The following is a 20,121-nucleotide window of genomic DNA, read 5'->3' on the forward strand; positions in this document are numbered from 1 at the left end:
TGATCGCCAGTTTCCCTGTAGAATCCGGCACAGACCCCGAAAAACGGGGCAGTACAGAGGCAGTGAGCGGTAAAGGCCTATGACAGAGATGGTGTATGGCGCGGTCCCGGACCAGCGCGGCGAACCTATCCTTCCCAAGTGGTGGCGGACGCTGGACAAGTGGAGCATGTCCTGCGTGTTAATCCTGTTCGGGATCGGTTTGCTTCTGGCGCTGGCAGCATCGGTGCCGCTGGCAGAACGCAACGGCTTTGGGCAGTTTCACTATGTGCAACGCCAGATGGTGTTCGGCGGGGCCGCTTTGGTGGCCATGCTGATCACCTCGATGATGTCTCCGACACTGGTTCGGCGACTGTCCGTGCTGGGATTTCTGGTGGCATTCGTAGCACTGGCCCTGCTGCCGGTTTTCGGAACGGATTTCGGCAAGGGAGCGGTGCGCTGGTACTCGCTGGGTTTCGCGTCATTGCAGCCTTCGGAGTTCCTAAAGCCCGGTTTTGTCGTTGTCGCGGCGTGGCTGATGGCGGCCAGCCAGCAGATCAATGGCCCGCCGGGAACTCTGTGGTCCTTCGCCCTGTGCATGGCCATTGTGGGAATGCTCGTTGCGCAGCCGGATTTCGGGCAGGCCTGCCTTGTGCTGTTCGGCTGGGGCGTGATGTACTTCGTAGCCGGGGCACCCATGCTTTTGCTGGTGATCATGGCCGGGTTGGTGGTGTTCGCCGGCACGGTCGCCTATTCGAATTCCGAGCATTTCGCGCGCCGGATCGACGGGTTTCTGAACCCCGAGGTCGATCCCACAACACAGCTGGGATATGCCACCAACGCGATCCGCGAAGGAGGTCTGTTTGGCGTTGGAGTCGGCGAGGGCGAAGTAAAATGGTCTCTGCCTGACGCCCATACGGATTTCATTATTGCTGTCGCGGCGGAGGAATACGGCCTGATCCTTGTTTTGATCATCATCGCTCTTTACGGGCTGATTGTTGTCCGGTCCCTGTTCCGTCTGATGCGTGAGCGCGATCCGTTCATCCGGCTTGCCGGGACGGGATTGGCCTGCATGTTCGGCGTCCAGGCGATGATCAACATGGGGGTTGCCGTGCGGTTGCTCCCTGCAAAGGGCATGACATTGCCTTTTGTCAGCTATGGTGGGTCTTCACTTATCGCGGGCGGGATTGCCGTCGGCATGCTGCTGGCTTTTACCCGAACGCGGCCGCAGGGCGAGATCGCCGATATTCTGCGTGGGCGGGGCTGATGGGCGGTAAGTACCTCTTGATGGCGGCTGGTGGTACGGGAGGACATATGTTCCCCGCACAGGCGCTCGCCGAGGCCATGCTGAAACGCGGGTGGCGGGTTCGATTGTCGACCGACGAGCGCGGATCCAGGTACACGGGCGGGTTCCCGCATTCGGTTGAAATCACCGAGGCGACATCTGCAACTTTTTCTCGCGGCGGTATCGCCGCCAAAGCCATGGTCGGACCCAAGATTGCGGCCGGTGTACTTGGAATGGCGTTGCAAATGCAAAGGGATCGCCCGGACGTGGTGGTCGGCTTTGGCGGCTACCCGTCAATCCCGGCGTTGGGGGCGGCGACCTTGCTGGGCGTGCCGCGAATGATCCACGAACAGAACGGAGTTCTCGGACGGGTCAACCAGATCTTTGCCAAACGCGTGGCCGGTGTCGCTTGTGGTGTCTGGCCGACGGAATTGCCAGAAGGCGCAGAGGGTGCGCATATCGGGAACCCGGTGCGCGCAGCGGTGCTGGAACGTGCCGCCGCGGCATACATCCCGCCGGGCGACTATCCGATGTCGATCCTTGTCATGGGCGGCAGTCAGGGGGCCCGAATTCTCTCGGACATTGTACCCCAGGCAATTGCTGGCCTCCCGGAGGAGATCCGCAACCATTTGCGGGTTTCGCATCAGGCGCGTGACGAGGACGGAGAACGGGTTTCCAAATATTATGCTGAGCACGGCATCGACGCAGATGTGCAGCCCTTTTTTAACGATGTGCCTGCCCGGATGTCCGAAGCTCAACTGGTGATCAGCCGGGCCGGCGCCTCGTCGATCGCGGACCTCACTGTGATTGGTAGGCCTTCGATATTGGTTCCCTTTGCTGCGGCTGCCGGAGATCACCAAACCGCCAACGCACGCGGACTGGTCGAGGCTGGCGCCGCGATCATGGTCCCTGAAAGCAAACTTGACTCCGCGAGCCTCGCGGCGCAAATCACCACGGTTCTGACCAACCCTCAGGCTGCAACCCAGATGGCCCACGCCGCCCTCGCCGTCGGTGCCCCCGACGCGACTGAGCGTCTGGTTGCACTTGTCGAAGGTCTGGCTGAACGACAGGCCGAAAAGGAGACCGCATGAACCCCGCAACCAAACTTCCGCAGGACGTTGGCCCCATTCATTTCGTCGGTATCGGCGGGATCGGCATGTCTGGCATTGCCGAGGTGTTGCTCAATCTCGGGTATCGGGTGCAGGGCTCGGATCTGAAGGCGTCGAAGATCACCGACCGGCTCTCGGATCTGGGGGCCGAGATCTTTGTTGGCCAAAAAGCGGAAAACCTTGAAGGCGCGGCGGTCGTGGTGATTTCTTCTGCGATCAAACGGGGGAACCCGGAACTGGACGAGGCCCGATCGCGTGGGCTGCCAGTGGTTCGCCGCGCAGACATGCTGGCCGAACTCATGCGACTGAAATCCAACGTCGCTATCGCCGGAACTCATGGCAAAACCACCACGACGACGATGATGGCCGAACTTATGGTGGCTGGTGATTTCGATCCCACTGTCATCAATGGCGGCATAATTCACGCCTATGGTTCGAACGCGCGGATGGGGCAGGGCGAGTGGATGGTCGTCGAGGCAGACGAAAGCGATGGATCCTTCAACCGTTTGCCGGCAACCGTCGCGATCGTCACCAATATCGACCCGGAGCATATGGAACACTGGGGCGATTTCGATACCTTGCGCGACGGATTCCTGGAATTTGTTTCGAACATTCCATTTTACGGTCTGGCCGTTTGCTGCACGGACCATGCTGAAGTGCAAGCGCTTGTGGGCCGCATCACTGACCGGCGCGTGCGTACTTATGGTTTTAATGCGCAGGCGGATGTCCGGGCCGTGAACCTGACCTACAAGGCTGGTGTCGCGCATTTCGATATCCTGCTTCAGCATGAAGACCAGATGATCGAAGGCTGCACCCTGCCCATGCCGGGTGATCACAATGTATCAAATGCGCTGGCAGCGGTGGCCGTCGCGCGGCATCTGGGCATGAAGACCGTCGAGATCCGCGAGGCGCTGGCCAACTTTGGTGGTGTAAATCGCCGGTTCACCAAGGTGGGCGAAGTTGAGGGCGTTACCATCATCGATGACTATGGCCATCATCCGGTTGAAATTGCCGCTGTGCTCAAGGCGGCGCGGCAGGCGACCGAGGGCCGCGTCATCGCCGTTCATCAGCCGCACCGCTATTCCCGTCTGTCGAACCTGTTCGAAGATTTCTGCGCCTGTTTCAACGAGGCCGACGTGGTCGCAATTGCAGAGGTGTTTGCAGCGGGCGAAGAGCCGATCGAGGGCGCCGGACGCGATGATCTTGTTGCCGGACTGATCCGGCACGGCCATCGTCATGCCCGTGCGATCCTGAGCGAGGACGATCTGGAACGCCTCGTGCGTGAGCAGGCGCGGCCCGGTGATATGGTCGTTTGCCTTGGTGCTGGGACAATTAGCGCATGGGCAAACGGGCTGCCGGGGCGTTTGATGAAAAAGGCGTCGTAACAGATGGATTCTGCCTCTCCGTGCCTGCATGGCGAGGTGTTTGGAGGGTGAATCCGTGGATGAACCGCTCAAACGAAGACTAGGGCCGGGCCTACTCACCGCTTATGGCGTCGGGGTGATGGTCGGGGCCGGCATCTATGTGCTTGTCGGCGCGGTTGCCGGCGATGCTGGAATCTGGGCTCCTCTATCCTTTCTATTGGCCGGCCTGATCGCCGCGCCGACGGCTCTCAGCTATGCCGAGTTCTCCACCCGTATCCCCGAGGCCGCTGGCGAGGCTGCCTATGTCGGAACGGGATTGAACAGTGAATTTCTGGCGGTTCTGGTCGGGCTTGCCATCGTTGCTGCCGGGACCATTTCGGCGGGCGCCGTTCTGCGGGGCGGCGTCGGTTACTTAACGGCGGTTGTCGACATGAGCCCGCAACTGGCGATCCTGCTGCTTGGCGCCGCGCTGACGGCTGTAGCGATATTCGGTGTGCTGGAAAGCCTTGCACTTGCGGCCGTTTTTACCGTGATCGAACTGGTTGGGCTTGGGTTGGTCGTCTGGGCCGGCTTCGGAGCCGAGCCCTCGGCCGATTGGAAGCTGTCAGCTGAGCCGCACTGGGTTGGTATCGGGCTGGGAGGCGTCTTGGCCTTCTTCGCCTTCATCGGTTTCGAAGACATCGTCAACATGGCCGAAGAAGCGCGCGATCCTTTTCGCACGCTGCCCAAATCGATCCTGATTTCGCTTTGTCTTACCTCCGCGATCTATATGCTGGTCAGCTGGGCCGCGGTGCGGGCGGTTCCTCTTGAGGCGCTGGCAGGGTCCGACAGCCCGCTCGCGCTCGTCTGGCAAACCGCAAAAGGCAGCAGCGGCGCCTTCTTGTCGACCATCGCGGTATTTGCTGCGTTAAACGGAGTTTTGGCGCAGATCGTGATGGCCAGCCGGGTCCTGTTTGGCCTCGGCCGACGCGAAAGGGCTCTTGCCGTTTTCCACCGCGCCCACCCGAGGTTCGGGACCCCGGCTCTGGCAACATTTCTGATTGGCGGTCTGGTCATCCTTGCAGCGCTGTTCGTGCCCTTGGAAACATTGGCCGGAACAACATCGACAATTCTACTGAGTGTATTCACTCTGGTAAATCTCGCGCTGATCCTGCAAAAGCGCCGCGCGCCAGGTGCGCCGTTCGAAGTGCCCATGATTGTGCCCGTGAGCGGCCTGATTCTGTCCGTATCGGCGCTGGCTGTGGCAATCGGAGGGGCAATATGAGCCTGTCAGTTATTTTGGGGGCAATCTGGGTGCTGGCTGCGACGCTGGTCGCTTTGCTGCCGATGCGGCTGCAATACGTGCCCGGAGTGATCCTGCTTGTACTTGCCCCGGTTCTTATCGGCTTTCTCGGATATGAACTGGGCTGGATTGCAGCAATGGCGGGGCTTGCGGCATTTCTGTCGATGTTCCGCAATCCGCTTAGGTATTTCTGGCGGCGGTTCCGCGGGCTGGAAACCGGAGGGCCGGGTGTATGACGACTTCGCTGACTCTCGCGTGTTTCTGGGCCGTGATTGCCAATCTGCTCGCCATGCTGCCCAGCCGGGACAACCACTGGGCCCGGGCGTATGGATTGATTGCGGTTGGGATTCCGATTTTGGGATACGTCACCTACGAAAATGGGCCGTGGTGGGGCCTGGCGGTTTTGGCTGCGGGTATGAGCGTGTTGCGCTGGCCGGTCGTCTATCTCGGCCGTTGGCTGCGGCAGCGGATTGGCTCAGCGCGCCGCTCTTGATCGCAGCGCCAGCCCGAACGTTGCCCGCCGCCGTTGTTCCGGTCGGTCAACTGCGCTAGGGGTGACCTGGTCGCCCATGTGGGTAGCTGACAGGACAGAAGATGAATCTGGAAGAACTGAAGGTCAAAGGGCGGCTGACGCCGAAACGAATGCTGTCCGAATTGACCTGGTTACGGGTCGGCGGGCCGGCAGACTACCTGTTTCAACCAGCCGATACAGAAGACTTGCAGGCGTTCCTGCGGATGTTGCCGAAAGGGGTAAAGGTGTTTCCCATGGGCGTGGGATCGAACCTGATCGTGCGCGACGGAGGCGTCAGAGCGGTGGTGATCCGACTCGGGCGTGGGTTCAATGGGATCGAAATCCAAGGGCAGCGCGTGACAGCGGGGGCGGCTGCACTGGATGCCCATGTGGCGCGCAAGGCTGCGGATTCAGGCGTTGACCTGACCTTTTTGCGAACCATCCCCGGTTCGATCGGTGGTGCAGTTCGGATGAACGCCGGGTGTTACGGCAGTTATGTTGCCGATGTGCTGCAGTCAGCCACGATAGTGACGCGGTCCGGAGAGTTGCAGGAATTGCAGTCGGCGGATTTGAACTTTCGCTATCGGACCAGTGACCTGCCTGCCGGTGCGGTGCTGATCTCGGCCGTATTTCGGGGGCCCGAAGGCGACCCGGCTGAGCTGCGGTCGCGGATGGATATCCAGCTGGAAAAGCGCGACGAAACCCAGCCTACCAAGGACCGCAGCGCCGGCTCCACCTTTCGGAACCCGGCCGGTTTTTCCTCGACTGGGGAGGCCGATGACGTACACGATCTGAAAGCGTGGAAGGTTATAGACGATGCCGGAATGCGCGGCGCACGGCGGGGTGGAGCGCAGATGAGCGAGAAACACTCGAACTTCCTGATCAACACTGGCGGCGCGACCGCAGCGGACCTTGAAGGGCTGGGCGAGGAGGTGCGAAAAAAGGTTTACGAGAACAGCGGCATAACGCTAGAATGGGAAATCATGCGGGTCGGTGAGCCGCAGGATAGCCAATGAACAAAAGATCCAGCCGTTGAACCGATCAGGCAAAAACCGGGACGGGTGGGAATAATAAGAGCACGGGCCAATTGATCTGGCTCGGAACATTGAGGCACGTTGTGGGTCAGTCGAGCAGGACAAACCCCAAAGTGGCGGTATTGATGGGCGGACCTTCGCGCGAGCGCGAGGTGTCGTTGTCCAGCGGGCGTGAATGCGCAGCCGCCCTGAGGGAGCAGGGATTTGAGGTGGCGGAACTGGATGCCGGTCCCGACCTCTGTGCCCGTCTTCAGGACATCCGGCCGGACGTCGTCTTTAATGCGCTGCATGGGCGCTGGGGTGAAGACGGCTGTGTGCAGGGTATGCTGGAATGGCTTGGTCTGCCCTATACTCATTCCGGGGTTTTGTCCTCCGCTCTGGCGATGGACAAGCAGAAATCCAAGGAAGCTTTTCGCGCTGCTGGCCTGCCGGTGGTGGAAAGCGTTCTCGTTCCAAAGGCCGGAGTCGAAGCGGCACATGTGCTGGCGCCGCCATACGTGGTCAAGCCCAACAACGAAGGGTCTTCGGTCGGGATCTACATTGTTCACGAAAGCGCCAACCGGCCTCCCAAGCTGGATGATGACATGCCTGACGAGGTCATGGTGGAAACTTATGTGCCGGGGCGTGAACTGACGACGACTGTAATGGGTGACCGAGCGCTCTCGGTCACCGATATTGTTACCGACGGCTGGTATGACTACGCCGCAAAATACAAACCCGGAGGGTCTCGGCACGTGATACCCGCAGATGTTCCAGCGGATATTTACGAGCATTGCCTTGATTATGCTCTGCGTGCCCATCGAGCCTTGGGGTGCCGGGGTGTCAGCCGAACGGACTACCGTTGGGACGAAAGCCGCGGAGTGGACGGCTTGTATCTGTTGGAAGTCAACACCCAACCCGGCATGACACCGACCTCTCTGGTGCCGGAGCAAGCCGCGGAGTTGGGAATGAGTTTTGGTCAGCTTTGCGCGTGGATGGTGGAGGATGCCTCATGCGATCGGTAGTGCAGTCTCTTCTGCCCGTCCGCTTCAGAGGCAAGCCGCTGGAAGGCGTGGACGCGGAATTCGAAAGCGGCGAGGTCGTCGGCGAGCGGCCCGGAGCATTCCGGCTCGATGGTGCGCAGGAATTGAACTCCGGCGGTCGGAAATGCGATCCCGCTCCCTCGCGGCTCAGCTACCGAATGCAACGATGGATGCTGACTCCGGGCATTCGGCTCGGCTTGCGGATCGGCGTCCCTTTCTGCTTGGTCTTTGCCTTGAGTAGCGCTTTTCTGGCGGACGAAAAACGCAGCGATGCTTTGAACCAGTTTGTGGCCGACATGCGCGCCTCTTTTGAGGAGCGTCCGGAGTTCATGGTCAACCTGATGGCCATTGATGGTGCCGGCAAAAGCCTGGCGCAGGACATTCGCGAGGTTGTTCCGATCGATTTCCCGGTCAGTTCGTTCAACCTAGATGTGGAACAGATCCGCGAAGTGATAACCGGGCTGGATCCCGTCAAGAGCGCGCGCGTCATGGTCCGCCCCGGCGGAATTCTTCAGATCAACGTGAGCGAGCGGATACCGGTGATCGTCTGGCGTACCCGTGACGGGGTTGAGATGTTGGATGAAACAGGTGCCCATGTAGACGACCTGCCGAGCCGCGCCGCGCGTCCCGATTTGCCTCTGATCGCTGGCATTGGGGCAGACGCGCATGTGGGCGAGGCCCTGCGTCTTTTGGAAACCGCGCGGCCTCTCGGTCACCGGTTGCGCGGACTGGTTCGCGTGGGTGAGCGCCGATGGGATGTGGTTCTGGACCGTGGGCAGCGCGTTTTGCTGCCGACGGACAAGCCGGTGCGCGCTCTGGAGCGGGTTCTGGTTCTCAATGAGGTGCAGGATTTGCTGGAACGGGATGTTGCAGCTGTAGACATGCGGATCTCCGCGCGTCCGACCCTGCGGATGACGGAAGCCGCCGTAGAAAGCTGGTGGCAAATTAGACAGGCAAGTGGAAACGGGCAGTGATGATGACGGACCTCTATCAGTCCCAGCGAGCCATGCGGCAAATGAGGCGCCAAGCCATGCAACGCGGCGTCGTCGCGATCCTTGATGTAGGCAGTTCCAAGATTGCCTGTCTGGTTCTGCGCTTTGATGGCACCGGACGGCTGAGCGAAGACAACTCCATCGGGTCGATGGCGGGACAGAGCGGTTTCAGGGTGATTGGCGCGGCCACCACCCGATCACGTGGCGTGCAGTTCGGCGAAATCAATGCGATGCAGGAAACCGAGCGGGCCATTCGGACCGCGCTTCAGGCCGCACAAAAAATGGCCGAGATACGTGTCGACCACGTCATTGCCTGTTTCTCCGGTGCTCAACCGAGATCCTACGGCCTTGATGCCAAGATCGAACTTGAAACGCAGGTCGTTACCGAGAGCGAAGTTGCTCGGGTTCTGAGTGCCTGTGACGTCCCGGAATACGGGGCAGGGCGTGAAGTTTTGCACGCGCAGCCCGTGAACTTCGCGCTCGACAACCGCTCGGGCCTCGCGGACCCGCGCGGGCAGCTCGGTCAGGAACTGGCGGTCGACATGCATATGCTGACCGTGGATGCGCCATCGATCCAGAACCTTGTTCATTGCATCAAACGCTGCGATCTGGAACTCGCGGGCATTGCCTCGTCGGCTTATGTATCTGGCATTTCCTCGCTGGTTGAGGACGAGCAGGAACTGGGTGCTGCCTGTATCGACATGGGGGGCGGTTCGACCTCGATTTCGATCTTCATGAAAAAGCACATGATTTTTGCCGATAGCGTTCGGATGGGTGGCGATCACGTCACCGGCGACATCTCAATGGGGCTCGGAATTCCGGCATCCAATGCCGAACGGATCAAGACGTTCTGCGGCGGTGTTCACGCCACAGGTGCCGACGACCGTGACATGATCGACATTGGTGGCGACACCGGGGATTGGGAACATGACCGCAGGACAGTGAGCCGGGCGGAATTGATCGGCATCATGCGGCCGCGGGTAGAAGAGATCCTTGAAGAGGTGCGCGCCCGCCTTGATGCTGCGGGCTTCGACCACCTGCCGAGCCAGCAGATTGTTCTTACGGGGGGCGCAAGCCAGATCATGGGGCTTGACGGGCTGGCCAGTCGTATTCTGGGGCAGCGTGTGCGTCTGGGGCGGCCGCTGCGCGTTCATGGCCTGCCGCAATCGGCAACAGGGCCGGGATTTTCTTCGGCGGTCGGGTTGAGCCTGTTTGCAGCCAACCCGCAGGATGAATGGTGGGATTTTGAAATTCCCGTTGATCGCTACCCGTCGCGCTCGATCAAGAGGGCGGTGCAATGGTTCCGGGACAACTGGTGATCGCAAGATCTCGCGTATCAAACGAAATCCCGCGTCTACCGGCGGAAGATTGCCCATATTTTGCGGTATTTTTGCGTTTTTTTGATGACGACCTATCCACATCAGGGTAGGATTGTTGTGGATAGGTAACAAAAATGAATGCGCCGGCGGGCGCACAACACAGGCGGACAGAGCATGACATTGAATCTTTCGATGCCCGGACAGGACGATTTGAAGCCGCGGATCACGGTATTTGGCGTGGGCGGAGCCGGGGGTAACGCAGTCAACAACATGATCGAGAAACAGCTCGACGGCGTTGACTTTGTGGTGGCAAACACAGATGCGCAGGCCCTTCAGCAGAGCCGGAGCGAAGCCCGGGTGCAACTGGGTGTCAAGGTAACCGAGGGTCTCGGTGCCGGCGCGCGGGCAACAGTGGGCGCTGCGGCTGCCGAAGAAAGCATCGAACAGATCGTGGATCACCTGGCCGGCGCACATATGTGTTTCATCACGGCAGGAATGGGAGGTGGCACCGGTACCGGCGCGGCTCCGATCATCGCTCAGGCGGCGCGTGAACTGGGAGTTCTGACCGTGGGCGTCGTGACCAAGCCTTTCCAGTTTGAAGGCGCAAAGCGGATGAGCCAGGCCGAGGACGGCGTTGATGCGCTCCAGAAAGTTGTCGATACGCTGATCATCATTCCGAACCAGAACCTGTTCCGCCTGGCCAACGAAAAGACCACGTTCACCGAGGCATTTTCCATGGCCGATGACGTTCTGTATCAGGGCGTCAAAGGTGTGACTGACCTGATGGTTCGCCCTGGCCTGATCAACCTCGACTTTGCCGACGTTCGTGCCGTGATGGACGAGATGGGCAAAGCGATGATGGGAACCGGCGAGGCCGATGGCGAAGACCGCGCGATTCAGGCAGCCGAGAAGGCAATTGCAAACCCGCTGCTGGACGAGATCTCGCTGCGTGGCGCAAAGGGCGTCTTGATCAATATCACTGGTGCTCACGACCTGACCCTGTTCGAACTGGACGAGGCTGCCAACCGTATCCGCGAAGAGGTGGATCCCGAAGCGAACATTATTGTGGGCTCCACGCTGGACACCAACATGGATGGCACGATGCGCGTTTCGGTTGTTGCAACCGGCATCGACGCATCCGAGGTCCAGCACGACGTTCCGGTTCCGCGCCGTCCTCTGTCGCAGCCGCTCAAGCAGAAAGTCGTGGCGGAAGAAACTGTTGCAGAAGTCACGCCGGAGCCCGTGGCGGCAGCAGCACCTCTGACGCTGGAAGAGCCAATGGTCGAGCAGGTAGCCGACGTGGCAGAAGAGCCGAGCCTGTTCGAGAATTTCGAAGTGGAGCAAGCCGCCGCCGAAGATCTGGGCGAAGACATCTTTGCCGCTGACGAACCGGAATTGCTGGAAGAAGATGGCCTGCCGCCGCCGGCCTATCAGCCTGCTCCGCAACACCCGCAGGTTCCGGCCTTTGAGCCGCGCGCGATGCAACGTGAAGACCAGACCGCCGAAAGCTTCGTCGCACCCTCCCGAGGGATGCCTTCGCAGGAAACGACGCGCCGGCTTCACATGGCAGCCGCGAAGACACCCGAGGCGGTTCCGCAGGAGGATCCTGCAGCCTACCGGGGCGCGGAGCAACCGGCTGGGCGCAAAGGTTTTGGTATCAATAATCTGCTCAACCGGATGACCGGACAAGGAGCTGAAACACCGCACGAGCGTCCTGCTGCTCCAGTTCGCCAGCAGCCTCCGATGGGGCAGGCCGGGGCCGCTGCTCAGCCTCAGGCAGAGCAGGATCCGGATCAGGAACGGATCGAGATTCCCGCTTTCCTGCGCCGTCAGGCCAACTGAACCGGTCACAATAGGTAAAGAAAGGGCCACCTTCGGGTGGCCTTTTTTATTTTGTTTTCAGGTATCTAAGGTTGTGTGCGCAATCCGGCGCCGATTCAATACAGTCATGTTTCATTTGGTTGCAAAGAGTGAGTTGAGCCTTGGACCCCCTCCCATTACGTGATGGTCAACACAGCTCGTCGAGGCTGGAAACTGCGGTAAGAGGCACAGGGTGCAAAATACGCTCAAAAGCTCGGTCGTCTTCAAAGGTGTCGGATTGCACAGCGGTGCACCGGCGAACATGACTCTTCGTCCGGCTGCCGCCGGGCATGGGATCTGGTTCAAGCGGACGGATATCGAGTTGGGCAATGCTATGATCCCGGCTTCTTATGATCTTGTTGAGCGCTCTCCGCTTTGCACCCGACTCGTGAACGGTGCCGGCGTATCGGTTTCGACGGTCGAGCATGTCATGGCTGCGCTCGCTGGTTGCGGTGTTCACAACGCTTTGATCGAGATCGACGGCCCGGAAGTTCCGATTCTTGATGGCTCTTCGGCCCCATTCGTGCGCGGCATCATGGCTTTGGGCGTGCGCCGGCAGGCAGCACCGGTCTTGGCCTTCAAGGTTCTCAAGCCGGTAACTGTCGAAAAAGACGGTGCGCGTGCGACGCTGCTGCCTTCGGAGCGTCTTGAGATTGAATTCCACATCGATTTTGTAGACGAGGCGATCGGCAAGCAGAGCAAGACGCTGGACATGCGCAATGGCAGTTTTGCCCGCGAACTTTGTGACAGCCGGACATTCTGCCGCAAATCCGATGTCGACATGATGCGCGAGAACGGTTTGGCCCTTGGCGGTTCGCTCGACAATGCGGTGGTCGTTGATGGACACATTGTATTGACGCCCGGCGGGCTGCGCCACGAAGACGAAGCCGTGCGTCACAAGATGCTCGATGCGTTGGGTGATCTGGCACTGGCCGGTGGTCCGCTGTTGGGCCGCTACGTGGGGGAACGTGCCGGACATGCACTGACCAACACGCTGCTGCGCGAGTTGTTCGCGACTCCTGGTGCGGTTCAACCCGTTCTGTGCGACTCGGAAACGGCTGCTCTGCTGCCGGGGCAGGGGTTGGTCTGGGATGAAATCCCACAGGTCGCCTGAAGCCTCTGTTTTACCCTTCAACTTGTTCCCGCCGGATGCGATTAGGGCGTTTTGCAGCACGGATTAATGTGCTAGACCAAGGCCCAATCGGGCTGAACGCCCTAAGGCAAGTCAACGAGGGTAGGCAAGCATGATCGGCGGTGGATCACGGGCCAAAACAATTGCGGCTCTTCTTCTTGTTGCCATGCTTGCGGCCTGTGGCAACAATTCGGGAACGGATCGTTCCGAAAATCTCGAAGTCTACACGCCTGAACAGATCTATGCCCGGGGCGAATTTGAGTTGGCTCGCAAACGGTCGGAAGACGCGGCTTGGTATTTTTCGGAGATCGAACGGCTTTACCCGTATTCCAACTGGGCAAAACGCGCTCTTATCATGCAGGCGTTTTCTTATCACGCCGGTCGGGACTATGAAAATAGCCGGGCCTCAGCTCAGCGGTATATCGACTTCTATCCCACGGACGAAGACGCAGCCTATGCCCAGTATCTTCTGGCGCTCAGCTATTACGACCAGATTGACGAGGTCGGGCGCGATCAGGGTCTGACCTTTCAGGCGCTTCAGGCATTGCGCACGGTCATCGAAGTTTATCCCGACAGTGAGTATGCGTCTTCGGCAATTCTGAAATTCGATCTTGCGTTCGACCATCTGGCCGCCAAGGAAATGGAAATCGGGCGCTATTACCTGCGCCGGCAACACTATACCGCCGCAATTAACCGGTTCCGTGTGGTGGTCGAGGACTTCCAGACCACATCGCATACCGCTGAGGCATTGCACCGGTTGGTCGAGGCCTATCTTTCCCTTGGGCTTCTGGACGAGGCGCAAACGGCCGGGGCGATCCTTGGATACAACTATCAGTCGACGGAATGGTACGAAGACAGCTACAAACTGCTGACGGCTGCCGGTCTCAAGCTGAAGAGCAAGGGCAACAACTGGCTCAGCCAGATCTACCGCCAGTCGGTCAAGGGCCAGTGGCTGTAACGCGCAGCCAGTGGGGGACGGCGATGGGACCGGATCATGCTGCGCACGCTTGAAATCCGGGATCTGCTGATCATCGACCGGTTGGAACTCGACTTTCAACCCGGGTTGAACGTATTGACCGGAGAGACTGGTGCAGGCAAGTCGATCCTGTTGGATTCGCTCGGATTTGTGCTTGGGTGGCGGGGCCGCGCCGAGCTGGTTCGCAAGGGCGCAGATCAGGGCGAGGTGGTTGCGGTTTTTGACCTTTCTGAAAGTCATCCGGCCCGGGAGGTTCTGGAAAATGCGGGCCTGCCAGCCGGGGATGAACTGATCCTGCGGCGGGTCAATTCCTCGGACGGACGCAAAACGGCTTGGGTGAATGACCGGCGGTGTTCGGGAGAAGTGCTGCGCGCGCTATCGGAAACCCTGCTGGAGCTTCACGGCCAACATGATGATCGGGGTTTGTTGAACCCGCAAGGGCACAAACAGATGCTCGACACGTTCGCCGGGCTGTCCCAAATGCTTGATAAGGCCGCCGCAGCATGGCGCGGAATGCGCCAGTGTCGGGCGGCGTTGGAAACGGCTACGGCAGCTCTCGAAGCTGTCCGGGCGGAAGAAGATTTTCTGCGACATGCCGTGGCCGAACTGGATCAGCTTGATCCGCAGCCGGGTGAGGATGCCGAACTGGACAGCCGTCGCCGACGCATGCAAGCGGCCGAACGGATTCGCGACGATATTCTTCGGGCAAACTCGCTGTTGGGAGCGGACGGAGCCGAAAGCGCTATGGGCGATGCATTGCGCTGGCTCGAAGGGGTTTCGGATCAGGCCGGAGGTGAGTTGGAAAATCCCATCGCTTCGCTGGGACGAGCCATGATCGAGCTATCCGAAGCGCAGGCCGGTGTCGAAAGCTGCCTTGCTGCGCTTGATATCGATCCCACAGACCTGGAGCAGGTCGAGGAACGGTTGTTCGCTATCCGGGCCTTGGCACGCAAACATGATGTGACCGCCGATGAATTGGCGACCCATGCAGAAGTGCTGCGCGAGAAACTTGCTGCATTGGACGCGGGCGAAGCTGACCTGCATGAGCTGCAAGTTGCGCTTCGCGGTTCCGAAGAGGCTTATGACCGCATCGCGACAGAGCTTTCCGAAGCGCGCCGCCTTGCTGCCGGGCGGCTCGACACGGCAGTTATGGCTGAACTGGCGCCTCTGAAAATGGATCGCGCCCTGTTTGAAACACAGGTACGAAACGCCGAACCGGGCCCCGACGGCCGCGATACAGTGAATTTCATGGTGGCGACCAATCCAGGCGCTCCGGCCGGGCCACTCAGCAAGATTGCTTCGGGTGGCGAACTAAGTCGGTTCCTGCTGGCGCTCAAGGTATGTCTGACGGGAGAGGACGGGGCCCGCACCATGATCTTTGACGAGATCGACCGCGGGGTAGGGGGGGCAACAGCCGATGCTGTGGGGCGCCGCCTCGCCGCGCTTGCCGAAGGCGGACAGGTTTTGGTTGTTACCCATTCCCCTCAAGTCGCAGCCCGTGGCGCCCACCACTGGCGGGTTCAGAAGCAGGTAAAAGACGACATCACGCTCTCGTCGGTTGTGCCGCTGCCGGCCACGCAACGGGTCGACGAACTTGCGCGTATGCTGGCCGGCGATACCGTAACCGAAGAAGCTCGTTCCGCCGCACGGGCGCTTCTGGCTGGTTAGTTCCGACGAAATCTGCGTTCACGCCAACCGATATTTCTGAAGGTCCAAACCGGGGCAATGCAGCAGCAGCCGTCAGTTGCGTTCCTGAACGGAATAGGGGCTCAACCCGTTGCCAAGGCAAGCAAACAATCCGGAAAACCGTTTCACACTACCCATGAAGCGAATTAAACAGGGTGGAACGGCGAGGTTTGGATGCCCCAATCAACACGCAAATTGCTCTCGGACCAGTTTGGTCAGGCGGTAACCGCCTTCAGAGACGGTTGGCGTGTTCTGCTTCATCGCGGGCCAAGCCAGGTTCAGTTCTGGTTTATTGCTCTGGCGATCGGGATAGCCGCTGGCTTTGCTGCTCTTTTCTTCCGCAAGAGCATCCGGTTTCTGCAGTCGTGGCTTTATGGCACCGAGGATGTGCAGCTGCTACACAGTTTCGCTGAGCAACTCCCGTGGTACTGGCTCTTGGGTATACCGGTCACCGGCGGTCTGCTGGTGGGGTTGATCCTGCATGTGTTCACGCCCGATGGCCGTGTCCGATCGGTCGCCGACGTGATCGAAGGGGCCGCGCTCACCGACGGGCGGGTAGAGAAACGCGCGGGTATTGCTTCGCTTCTGGCTTCGCTCGTAACGCTCAGTTCAGGCGGCTCGTCGGGGCGTGAGGGCCCTGTAGTTCACATGGCCGGGGTAATCTCCACATGGGTAAGTGACCGGATTCATGCTGACGGTATCACCGGACGCGATTTGCTGGGATGCGCGGTGGCAGCGGCTGTATCGGCCAGTTTCAATGCACCGATCGCGGGGGCACTATTTGCTCTTGAGGTCGTGCTGCGCCACTTTGCGGTGCACGCCTTTGCACCGATCGTGATTGCCTCGGTAGCTGGGACCGTGATCAGCAGGCTGGAATTCGGAGACGTCACCGAGTTCGTTCTGAACACGCCGGGCTCGCTCAAGTTCTACGTTGAACTGCCGGCGTTTTTGCTGCTGGGGCTGCTATGCGGATTGATCGCGGTGGCCCTGATGCGGTCGATTTTCTTTGCCGAGGATGTGGCCAATCACATGCAGGACCGGTTCCACCTGCCGCGCTGGCTAAGGCCGGCAGTTTCCGGAGCACTTCTGGGGCTGATTGCGATCTGGTTCCCGCACATCATCGGGGTTGGGTATGAAACGACTGCGCTGGCCCTAAGTGGTGATCTCGTTCTAGGCACCGCCATAATCTATGCGGTCATCAAGACGCTGGCTGTCGCCATTACCATGGGCGGCCGCATGGGCGGCGGGGTTTTTTCGCCCTCTCTGATGGTTGGGGCCTTGTCCGGGCTTGCATTTGGCTGGATTGCGACCGGTCTTCTGCCCGACGTTTCGGGCACTCACACGCTTTATGCCTTTGCCGGCATGGGGGCCGTGGCAGCTGCGGTTCTGGGTGCTCCGATATCCACCACACTGATTGTGTTCGAACTGACTGGTGACTGGCAGATCGGTTTGGCTGTAATGGTCTCGGTATCGATGTCGACAGCATTGGCCTCGCGGCTGGTCGATCGTTCATTCTTCCTGACACAGCTTGAGCGGCGAGGCATCCATCTTGCGGCCGGACCGCAGGCCTATTTGTTGGCGATGCTCCGAGCCGGATCAGTGATGCGGCCAATGGGCGATCCCCGGGGCGCAGACGAAGCAGCCTGTTGGGAATTGATCAGGCAGGGGCTGGCTGTCGAAGCGTCAGCAACCCTTGAGGCGACAATGCCCTACTTTGACCGGGCGGATATTCCTTTTGTTCCGGTCGTGGCTACACGGAGCGACGATAACGGCGACCCCGTTGATCCAGAGCTGCTGGGCGCCTTGTTCCACGTCGACGCGCTCAAGGCCTATAACCGGGCACTCGCGGCTACTGCGGCTGAAGAGCACTCCTGACGGGTCTTTCGGAACGGATTTCGAAAATGATCAGGGCCTTGCGTGGCCTAGATCTGTTCAACTGTCACATCATCTCGCCGATAGAATGCGATATGTCCGTTGATCCGACTCATATCGGCAATGGGGTCTTCATAGCTCCATGCCGCGTTCGGGATCGTTGCGGATTTGTTGGCGATCGAAAAGTGGGTTGCATCTCCCTTATGAGGGCAATGCGTCACGTGATCGGTGCGGTCAAGCAAGGCCATGGCGATGTCTTCGCGCGGAAAGTAGATGACCGGTTCAAGGCTGCCCTCGGATAGTTCCAGCGCGTTCGTGCTTTCGCCAAGTATGGCACCGCCCGATCGCACGGACCACTTTCCTTGGGCTTTGCGGATCTTGATGTCGGTCATGTGTCGTCCTTCACGCTGGCACGGCGCCTGTCACAATGGGGCCGTTGCAGCATCCAACCACAGCCGCGCCTCGGGTGAAACCCTTGGGCCTATTTTCTCGGCAACGTCTTGGTGATAGGCGTTGAGCCACTTGCGTTCATCATTCGTCAATAGTGCTGTCTGAATCAGGCGGCGGTCGATTGGTGCAAAGGTCAGGGTGCGCCAGCACAGCATCTCGCGCTCGGGGTCCGAACTGGGCAAGGGCTTGGCCGTTTCTGCAACGATCAGATTTTCAAGCCGGATGCCAAATGCGCCTTCACGGTAATACCCCGGCTCGTTGGACAGGATCATCCCCGCCTCCAACGGAACATTCGAGGTTCGTGCGAGCCGTTGCGGGCCTTCGTGGACGTTGAGATAGGTTCCGACACCGTGGCCAAGCCCGTGGTTGAAATCCTGCCCGGCCAGCCACAGCGGCATCCGGCCAATGGCTTCGATCTCGCGACCGGACAACCCGTTCGGCCAGCGTAACCGCGACATAGCGATCATCCCCTGCAAGACGCGGGTGAACGCGGCGCATTCTTCTTCGCCGGGTTCCCCGATGGCGATCGTTCGCGTGATGTCGGTTGTACCGTCGAGATACTGGCCACCGCTGTCGAGCACTAGAAGATGACCCTCTTCAAGGCGACTGTCGGTCTCCTCGGTCACGCGGTAATGCATGATGGCTCCATTGGCGCCCGTGCCCGCAATGGTGTCAAAGCTGATGTCCTGAAGCGCATTGTCCTTGCGGCGGCACTCCTCGAGCCGGGTCACGGCCTGTGTTTCGGTCAAGCTGCCCGGAGGCTGCACGTCGAGCCACGCAAGAAATTCCACCACTGCCGCCCCGTCGCGCAGATGCGCTTCGGCGCTTCCTTCGATTTCTGCCGAGTTCTTGCAGGCCTTGGGCAGAGCGCAAGGATCTGGCCCCTCCGTCGCGCGGGATCCCAGCCGATCGGCGACGATCTGCGGAACAGAAACCATGTCGATCCGAACGGGACCTTCCAGGGTCTCGAGTCTAGGCAGAAAATCATCGACCGGGCGCGGTTTAACCGTTTTTGGGAGGGCTTCAGGGAGGTCATTTAGCTTTTCTGGCGCCATGAACAAGTCAATGCGCTCGTCATCGTGCAGAATTGCAAATCCATGCGCCACCGGGTTTCGCGGGACATCCGAACCCCGGATGTTAAGCAGCCACATGATTGAGTCGGGTAACGTGACAACGGCCGCCTTGTGCTCGTTCTTGCGCAGGTCTTCGGCCAGACGCCGGGCTTTGTCCCCGGCGCTCTCGCCGGCGAATTCCATTGGGTGATTCCGAACAGGTTGCATCGGAGGCGACGGCTGATCTTGCCAGATCCGGTCCACAAGGTTGTCGCAGCGCGTCAGGACGATGTCCGACCCGTCCAGTTCTTTTTCCAAGCTGCGGATCTGCCCGGCGGCGTGGAGCCAGGGGTCAAACCCAATGCGCCCGCCTTCAGGCAATTGCTCGCGCAGCCATTGGGGCAGGCTCACATCTGGCCAGGGTACCGGGGTGTAATCGTCTGCCACCTGTGCTTTGACCTGAGTGCGATAGCGCCCGTCGATAAATACACCCGCCACGTTAATAAGGGCGGCGCAAAACCCCGCCGATCCGGTGAATCCGGTGAGCCAGGCCAAACGCTCGTCACGGGCGGCCACATACTCTCCTTGATGGGCATCTGCGCGGGGGACAAGAAAGCCATCGAGCCCTTCGCGCAGCAGTTCTTCACGCAGCGCGGCCAGACGTGGCGGGCCCTGTTCAGGTCGGGCGGTTACCTCGAAAGTCTGATACATCTGCTCCCCCCTGTTGCGAATTGTCCTCGGTCGACCGGAAGGTGAGTGTCCGGGCGGCAAATGTCCAGTGGTCAAATCCGGGGCTTCGCGTCTATGGTCGGGCATCCGGTAACAAGGAGCCGAAATGACCCGTTTCGTTCTGATCCTGTCATTGATTACTTCGACACCTCTTTATGCTCAGGAATCCGTGCCGGATTCTGAACTCCGCCAGCTTGCGGCCGAGGCTCTCGGCAAGGCGGTTTCGCGGACGGGCAAGCAGGGTAAGGCGGAGATTTCCAAAGCGCACCGCGAAGGCGAAACGGCGATCTTCTGTGCCAATACCGATGCGTTCAACAAAAACGGGAGCTTCATTGGTCTCGACTATTGGGAAGTTCGGGTGCCCGCATCCGGCGAGGGCGAAGCTACCTTGAGAAATGTCACCGGTTTGTTGTCGCCTTGCTATGGGGCCGACTATGAGCCGTTTGATGAACTGCGGAACAAGTAGAGGT

Annotated in this window: 18 protein-coding genes; 16 read left to right on the top strand and 2 right to left on the bottom strand. The window is 59.9% G+C overall.

The genetic code is table 11. The features are described from left to right. Window positions 1-79: 79 nt before the first annotated feature. From ftsW to ACP15U_RS14000, 15 genes are all read left to right on the top strand, one after another. Window positions 80-1,243 carry a putative lipid II flippase FtsW gene (gene ftsW / locus ACP15U_RS13930; protein WP_425045747.1) on the top strand — a complete coding sequence of 388 codons (1,164 nt, stop codon included), beginning with the start codon at window positions 80-82 and terminating at the stop codon, window positions 1,241-1,243. Continuing rightward, window positions 1,243-2,352, top strand: a complete 1,110-nt coding sequence (locus ACP15U_RS13935; protein ID WP_425045748.1) for a UDP-N-acetylglucosamine--N-acetylmuramyl-(pentapeptide) pyrophosphoryl-undecaprenol N-acetylglucosamine transferase — start codon at window positions 1,243-1,245, stop codon at window positions 2,350-2,352. The genes ftsW and ACP15U_RS13935 overlap by 1 nt, the downstream gene beginning before the upstream one ends. Continuing rightward, window positions 2,349-3,755 carry a UDP-N-acetylmuramate--L-alanine ligase gene (murC, locus tag ACP15U_RS13940; RefSeq protein WP_425045749.1) on the top strand — a complete coding sequence of 469 codons (1,407 nt, stop codon included), beginning with the start codon at window positions 2,349-2,351 and terminating at the stop codon, window positions 3,753-3,755. The genes ACP15U_RS13935 and murC overlap by 4 nt, the downstream gene beginning before the upstream one ends. 55 nt (window positions 3,756-3,810) lie before the next feature. Beyond that, on the top strand, window positions 3,811-4,998 hold the full coding sequence (locus ACP15U_RS13945; RefSeq protein ID WP_425045750.1) for an APC family permease: 1,188 nt from the start codon (window positions 3,811-3,813) through the stop codon (window positions 4,996-4,998). Continuing rightward, the gene (locus tag ACP15U_RS13950) at window positions 4,995-5,252 is read left to right on the top strand and encodes a DUF2484 family protein (RefSeq protein WP_425045751.1); all 258 of its coding nucleotides are present in this window, start codon (window positions 4,995-4,997) and stop codon (window positions 5,250-5,252) included. The genes ACP15U_RS13945 and ACP15U_RS13950 overlap by 4 nt, the downstream gene beginning before the upstream one ends. Then, the gene (locus ACP15U_RS13955; RefSeq protein WP_425045752.1) at window positions 5,249-5,509 is read left to right on the top strand and encodes a DUF2484 family protein; all 261 of its coding nucleotides are present in this window, start codon (window positions 5,249-5,251) and stop codon (window positions 5,507-5,509) included. Before ACP15U_RS13950 ends, ACP15U_RS13955 begins: the two co-directional genes overlap by 4 nt. A gap of 101 nt (window positions 5,510-5,610) precedes the next feature. Further along, entirely contained in the window at window positions 5,611-6,543 is a 933-nt protein-coding gene (gene murB, locus ACP15U_RS13960; protein WP_425045753.1) for a UDP-N-acetylmuramate dehydrogenase, read from the top strand. A 101-nt stretch (window positions 6,544-6,644) separates the two neighbouring features. Beyond that, complete coding sequence (locus ACP15U_RS13965) at window positions 6,645-7,565, top strand: D-alanine--D-alanine ligase (RefSeq protein WP_425045754.1); 921 nt, start codon at window positions 6,645-6,647, stop codon at window positions 7,563-7,565. Next, window positions 7,553-8,557 carry a cell division protein FtsQ/DivIB gene (locus tag ACP15U_RS13970; protein ID WP_425045755.1) on the top strand — a complete coding sequence of 335 codons (1,005 nt, stop codon included), beginning with the start codon at window positions 7,553-7,555 and terminating at the stop codon, window positions 8,555-8,557. The genes ACP15U_RS13965 and ACP15U_RS13970 overlap by 13 nt, the downstream gene beginning before the upstream one ends. A 2-nt stretch (window positions 8,558-8,559) precedes the next feature. Beyond that, window positions 8,560-9,894: a cell division protein FtsA gene (gene ftsA / locus ACP15U_RS13975; protein ID WP_425045756.1), complete on the top strand. Its 1,335-nt coding sequence runs from the start codon at window positions 8,560-8,562 to the stop codon at window positions 9,892-9,894. 174 nt (window positions 9,895-10,068) lie between these two features. Continuing rightward, complete coding sequence (ftsZ, locus tag ACP15U_RS13980; RefSeq protein ID WP_425045757.1) at window positions 10,069-11,736, top strand: cell division protein FtsZ; 1,668 nt, start codon at window positions 10,069-10,071, stop codon at window positions 11,734-11,736. Between the two features lie 211 nt (window positions 11,737-11,947). Next, the gene (gene lpxC / locus ACP15U_RS13985; RefSeq protein ID WP_425045758.1) at window positions 11,948-12,868 is read left to right on the top strand and encodes a UDP-3-O-acyl-N-acetylglucosamine deacetylase; all 921 of its coding nucleotides are present in this window, start codon (window positions 11,948-11,950) and stop codon (window positions 12,866-12,868) included. Window positions 12,869-12,998: 130 nt separating this feature from the next. Further along, window positions 12,999-13,844 (top strand): outer membrane protein assembly factor BamD, encoded by an 846-nt coding sequence (locus ACP15U_RS13990; RefSeq protein WP_425045759.1) that lies wholly within the window; start codon window positions 12,999-13,001, stop codon window positions 13,842-13,844. A gap of 36 nt (window positions 13,845-13,880) precedes the next feature. Continuing rightward, window positions 13,881-15,530, top strand: a complete 1,650-nt coding sequence (recN, locus tag ACP15U_RS13995; RefSeq protein WP_425045760.1) for a DNA repair protein RecN — start codon at window positions 13,881-13,883, stop codon at window positions 15,528-15,530. Between the two features lie 192 nt (window positions 15,531-15,722). Next, window positions 15,723-17,423 (top strand): chloride channel protein, encoded by a 1,701-nt coding sequence (locus ACP15U_RS14000; protein WP_425045761.1) that lies wholly within the window; start codon window positions 15,723-15,725, stop codon window positions 17,421-17,423. A 47-nt stretch (window positions 17,424-17,470) separates the two neighbouring features. Here ACP15U_RS14000 and ACP15U_RS14005 read toward each other — a convergent pair whose 3' ends face one another. Continuing rightward, window positions 17,471-17,812, bottom strand: a complete 342-nt coding sequence (locus tag ACP15U_RS14005; protein ID WP_425045762.1) for a DUF427 domain-containing protein — start codon at window positions 17,810-17,812, stop codon at window positions 17,471-17,473. A gap of 30 nt (window positions 17,813-17,842) precedes the next feature. Continuing rightward, window positions 17,843-19,633 (bottom strand): aminopeptidase P family protein, encoded by a 1,791-nt coding sequence (locus tag ACP15U_RS14010; RefSeq protein WP_425045763.1) that lies wholly within the window; start codon window positions 19,631-19,633, stop codon window positions 17,843-17,845. A gap of 124 nt (window positions 19,634-19,757) precedes the next feature. Here ACP15U_RS14010 and ACP15U_RS14015 point away from each other — a divergent pair, with 124 nt between their 5' ends. Continuing rightward, entirely contained in the window at window positions 19,758-20,117 is a 360-nt protein-coding gene (locus ACP15U_RS14015) for a hypothetical protein (protein WP_425045764.1), read from the top strand. The last annotated feature ends 4 nt before the right edge of the window (window positions 20,118-20,121 follow it).

Origin of the sequence: Primorskyibacter sp. S87 (genome assembly GCF_049801055.1) — a bacterium.
Lineage (GTDB): Bacteria > Pseudomonadota > Alphaproteobacteria > Rhodobacterales > Rhodobacteraceae > JBNAGF01.

Bases quoted from the DNA above. Each gene is read 5' to 3' on its own strand.
- ftsW (WP_425045747.1), top strand. From the start codon at position 80: ATGACAGAGATGGTGTATGGCGCGGTCCCGGACCAGCGCGGCGAACCT.
- ACP15U_RS13935 (WP_425045748.1), top strand. From the start codon at position 1,243: ATGGGCGGTAAGTACCTCTTGATGGCGGCTGGTGGTACGGGAGGACAT.
- murC (WP_425045749.1), top strand. From the start codon at position 2,349: ATGAACCCCGCAACCAAACTTCCGCAGGACGTTGGCCCCATTCATTTC.
- ACP15U_RS13950 (WP_425045751.1), top strand. From the start codon at position 4,995: ATGAGCCTGTCAGTTATTTTGGGGGCAATCTGGGTGCTGGCTGCGACG.
- ACP15U_RS13955 (WP_425045752.1), top strand. From the start codon at position 5,249: ATGACGACTTCGCTGACTCTCGCGTGTTTCTGGGCCGTGATTGCCAAT.
- murB (WP_425045753.1), top strand. From the start codon at position 5,611: ATGAATCTGGAAGAACTGAAGGTCAAAGGGCGGCTGACGCCGAAACGA.
- ACP15U_RS13970 (WP_425045755.1), top strand. From the start codon at position 7,553: ATGCGATCGGTAGTGCAGTCTCTTCTGCCCGTCCGCTTCAGAGGCAAG.
- ftsA (WP_425045756.1), top strand. From the start codon at position 8,560: ATGACGGACCTCTATCAGTCCCAGCGAGCCATGCGGCAAATGAGGCGC.
- ftsZ (WP_425045757.1), top strand. From the start codon at position 10,069: ATGACATTGAATCTTTCGATGCCCGGACAGGACGATTTGAAGCCGCGG.
- ACP15U_RS13990 (WP_425045759.1), top strand. From the start codon at position 12,999: ATGATCGGCGGTGGATCACGGGCCAAAACAATTGCGGCTCTTCTTCTT.
- recN (WP_425045760.1), top strand. From the start codon at position 13,881: ATGCTGCGCACGCTTGAAATCCGGGATCTGCTGATCATCGACCGGTTG.
- ACP15U_RS14000 (WP_425045761.1), top strand. From the start codon at position 15,723: ATGCCCCAATCAACACGCAAATTGCTCTCGGACCAGTTTGGTCAGGCG.
- ACP15U_RS14005 (WP_425045762.1), bottom strand. From the start codon at position 17,812: ATGACCGACATCAAGATCCGCAAAGCCCAAGGAAAGTGGTCCGTGCGA.
- ACP15U_RS14010 (WP_425045763.1), bottom strand. From the start codon at position 19,633: ATGTATCAGACTTTCGAGGTAACCGCCCGACCTGAACAGGGCCCGCCA.
- ACP15U_RS14015 (WP_425045764.1), top strand. From the start codon at position 19,758: ATGACCCGTTTCGTTCTGATCCTGTCATTGATTACTTCGACACCTCTT.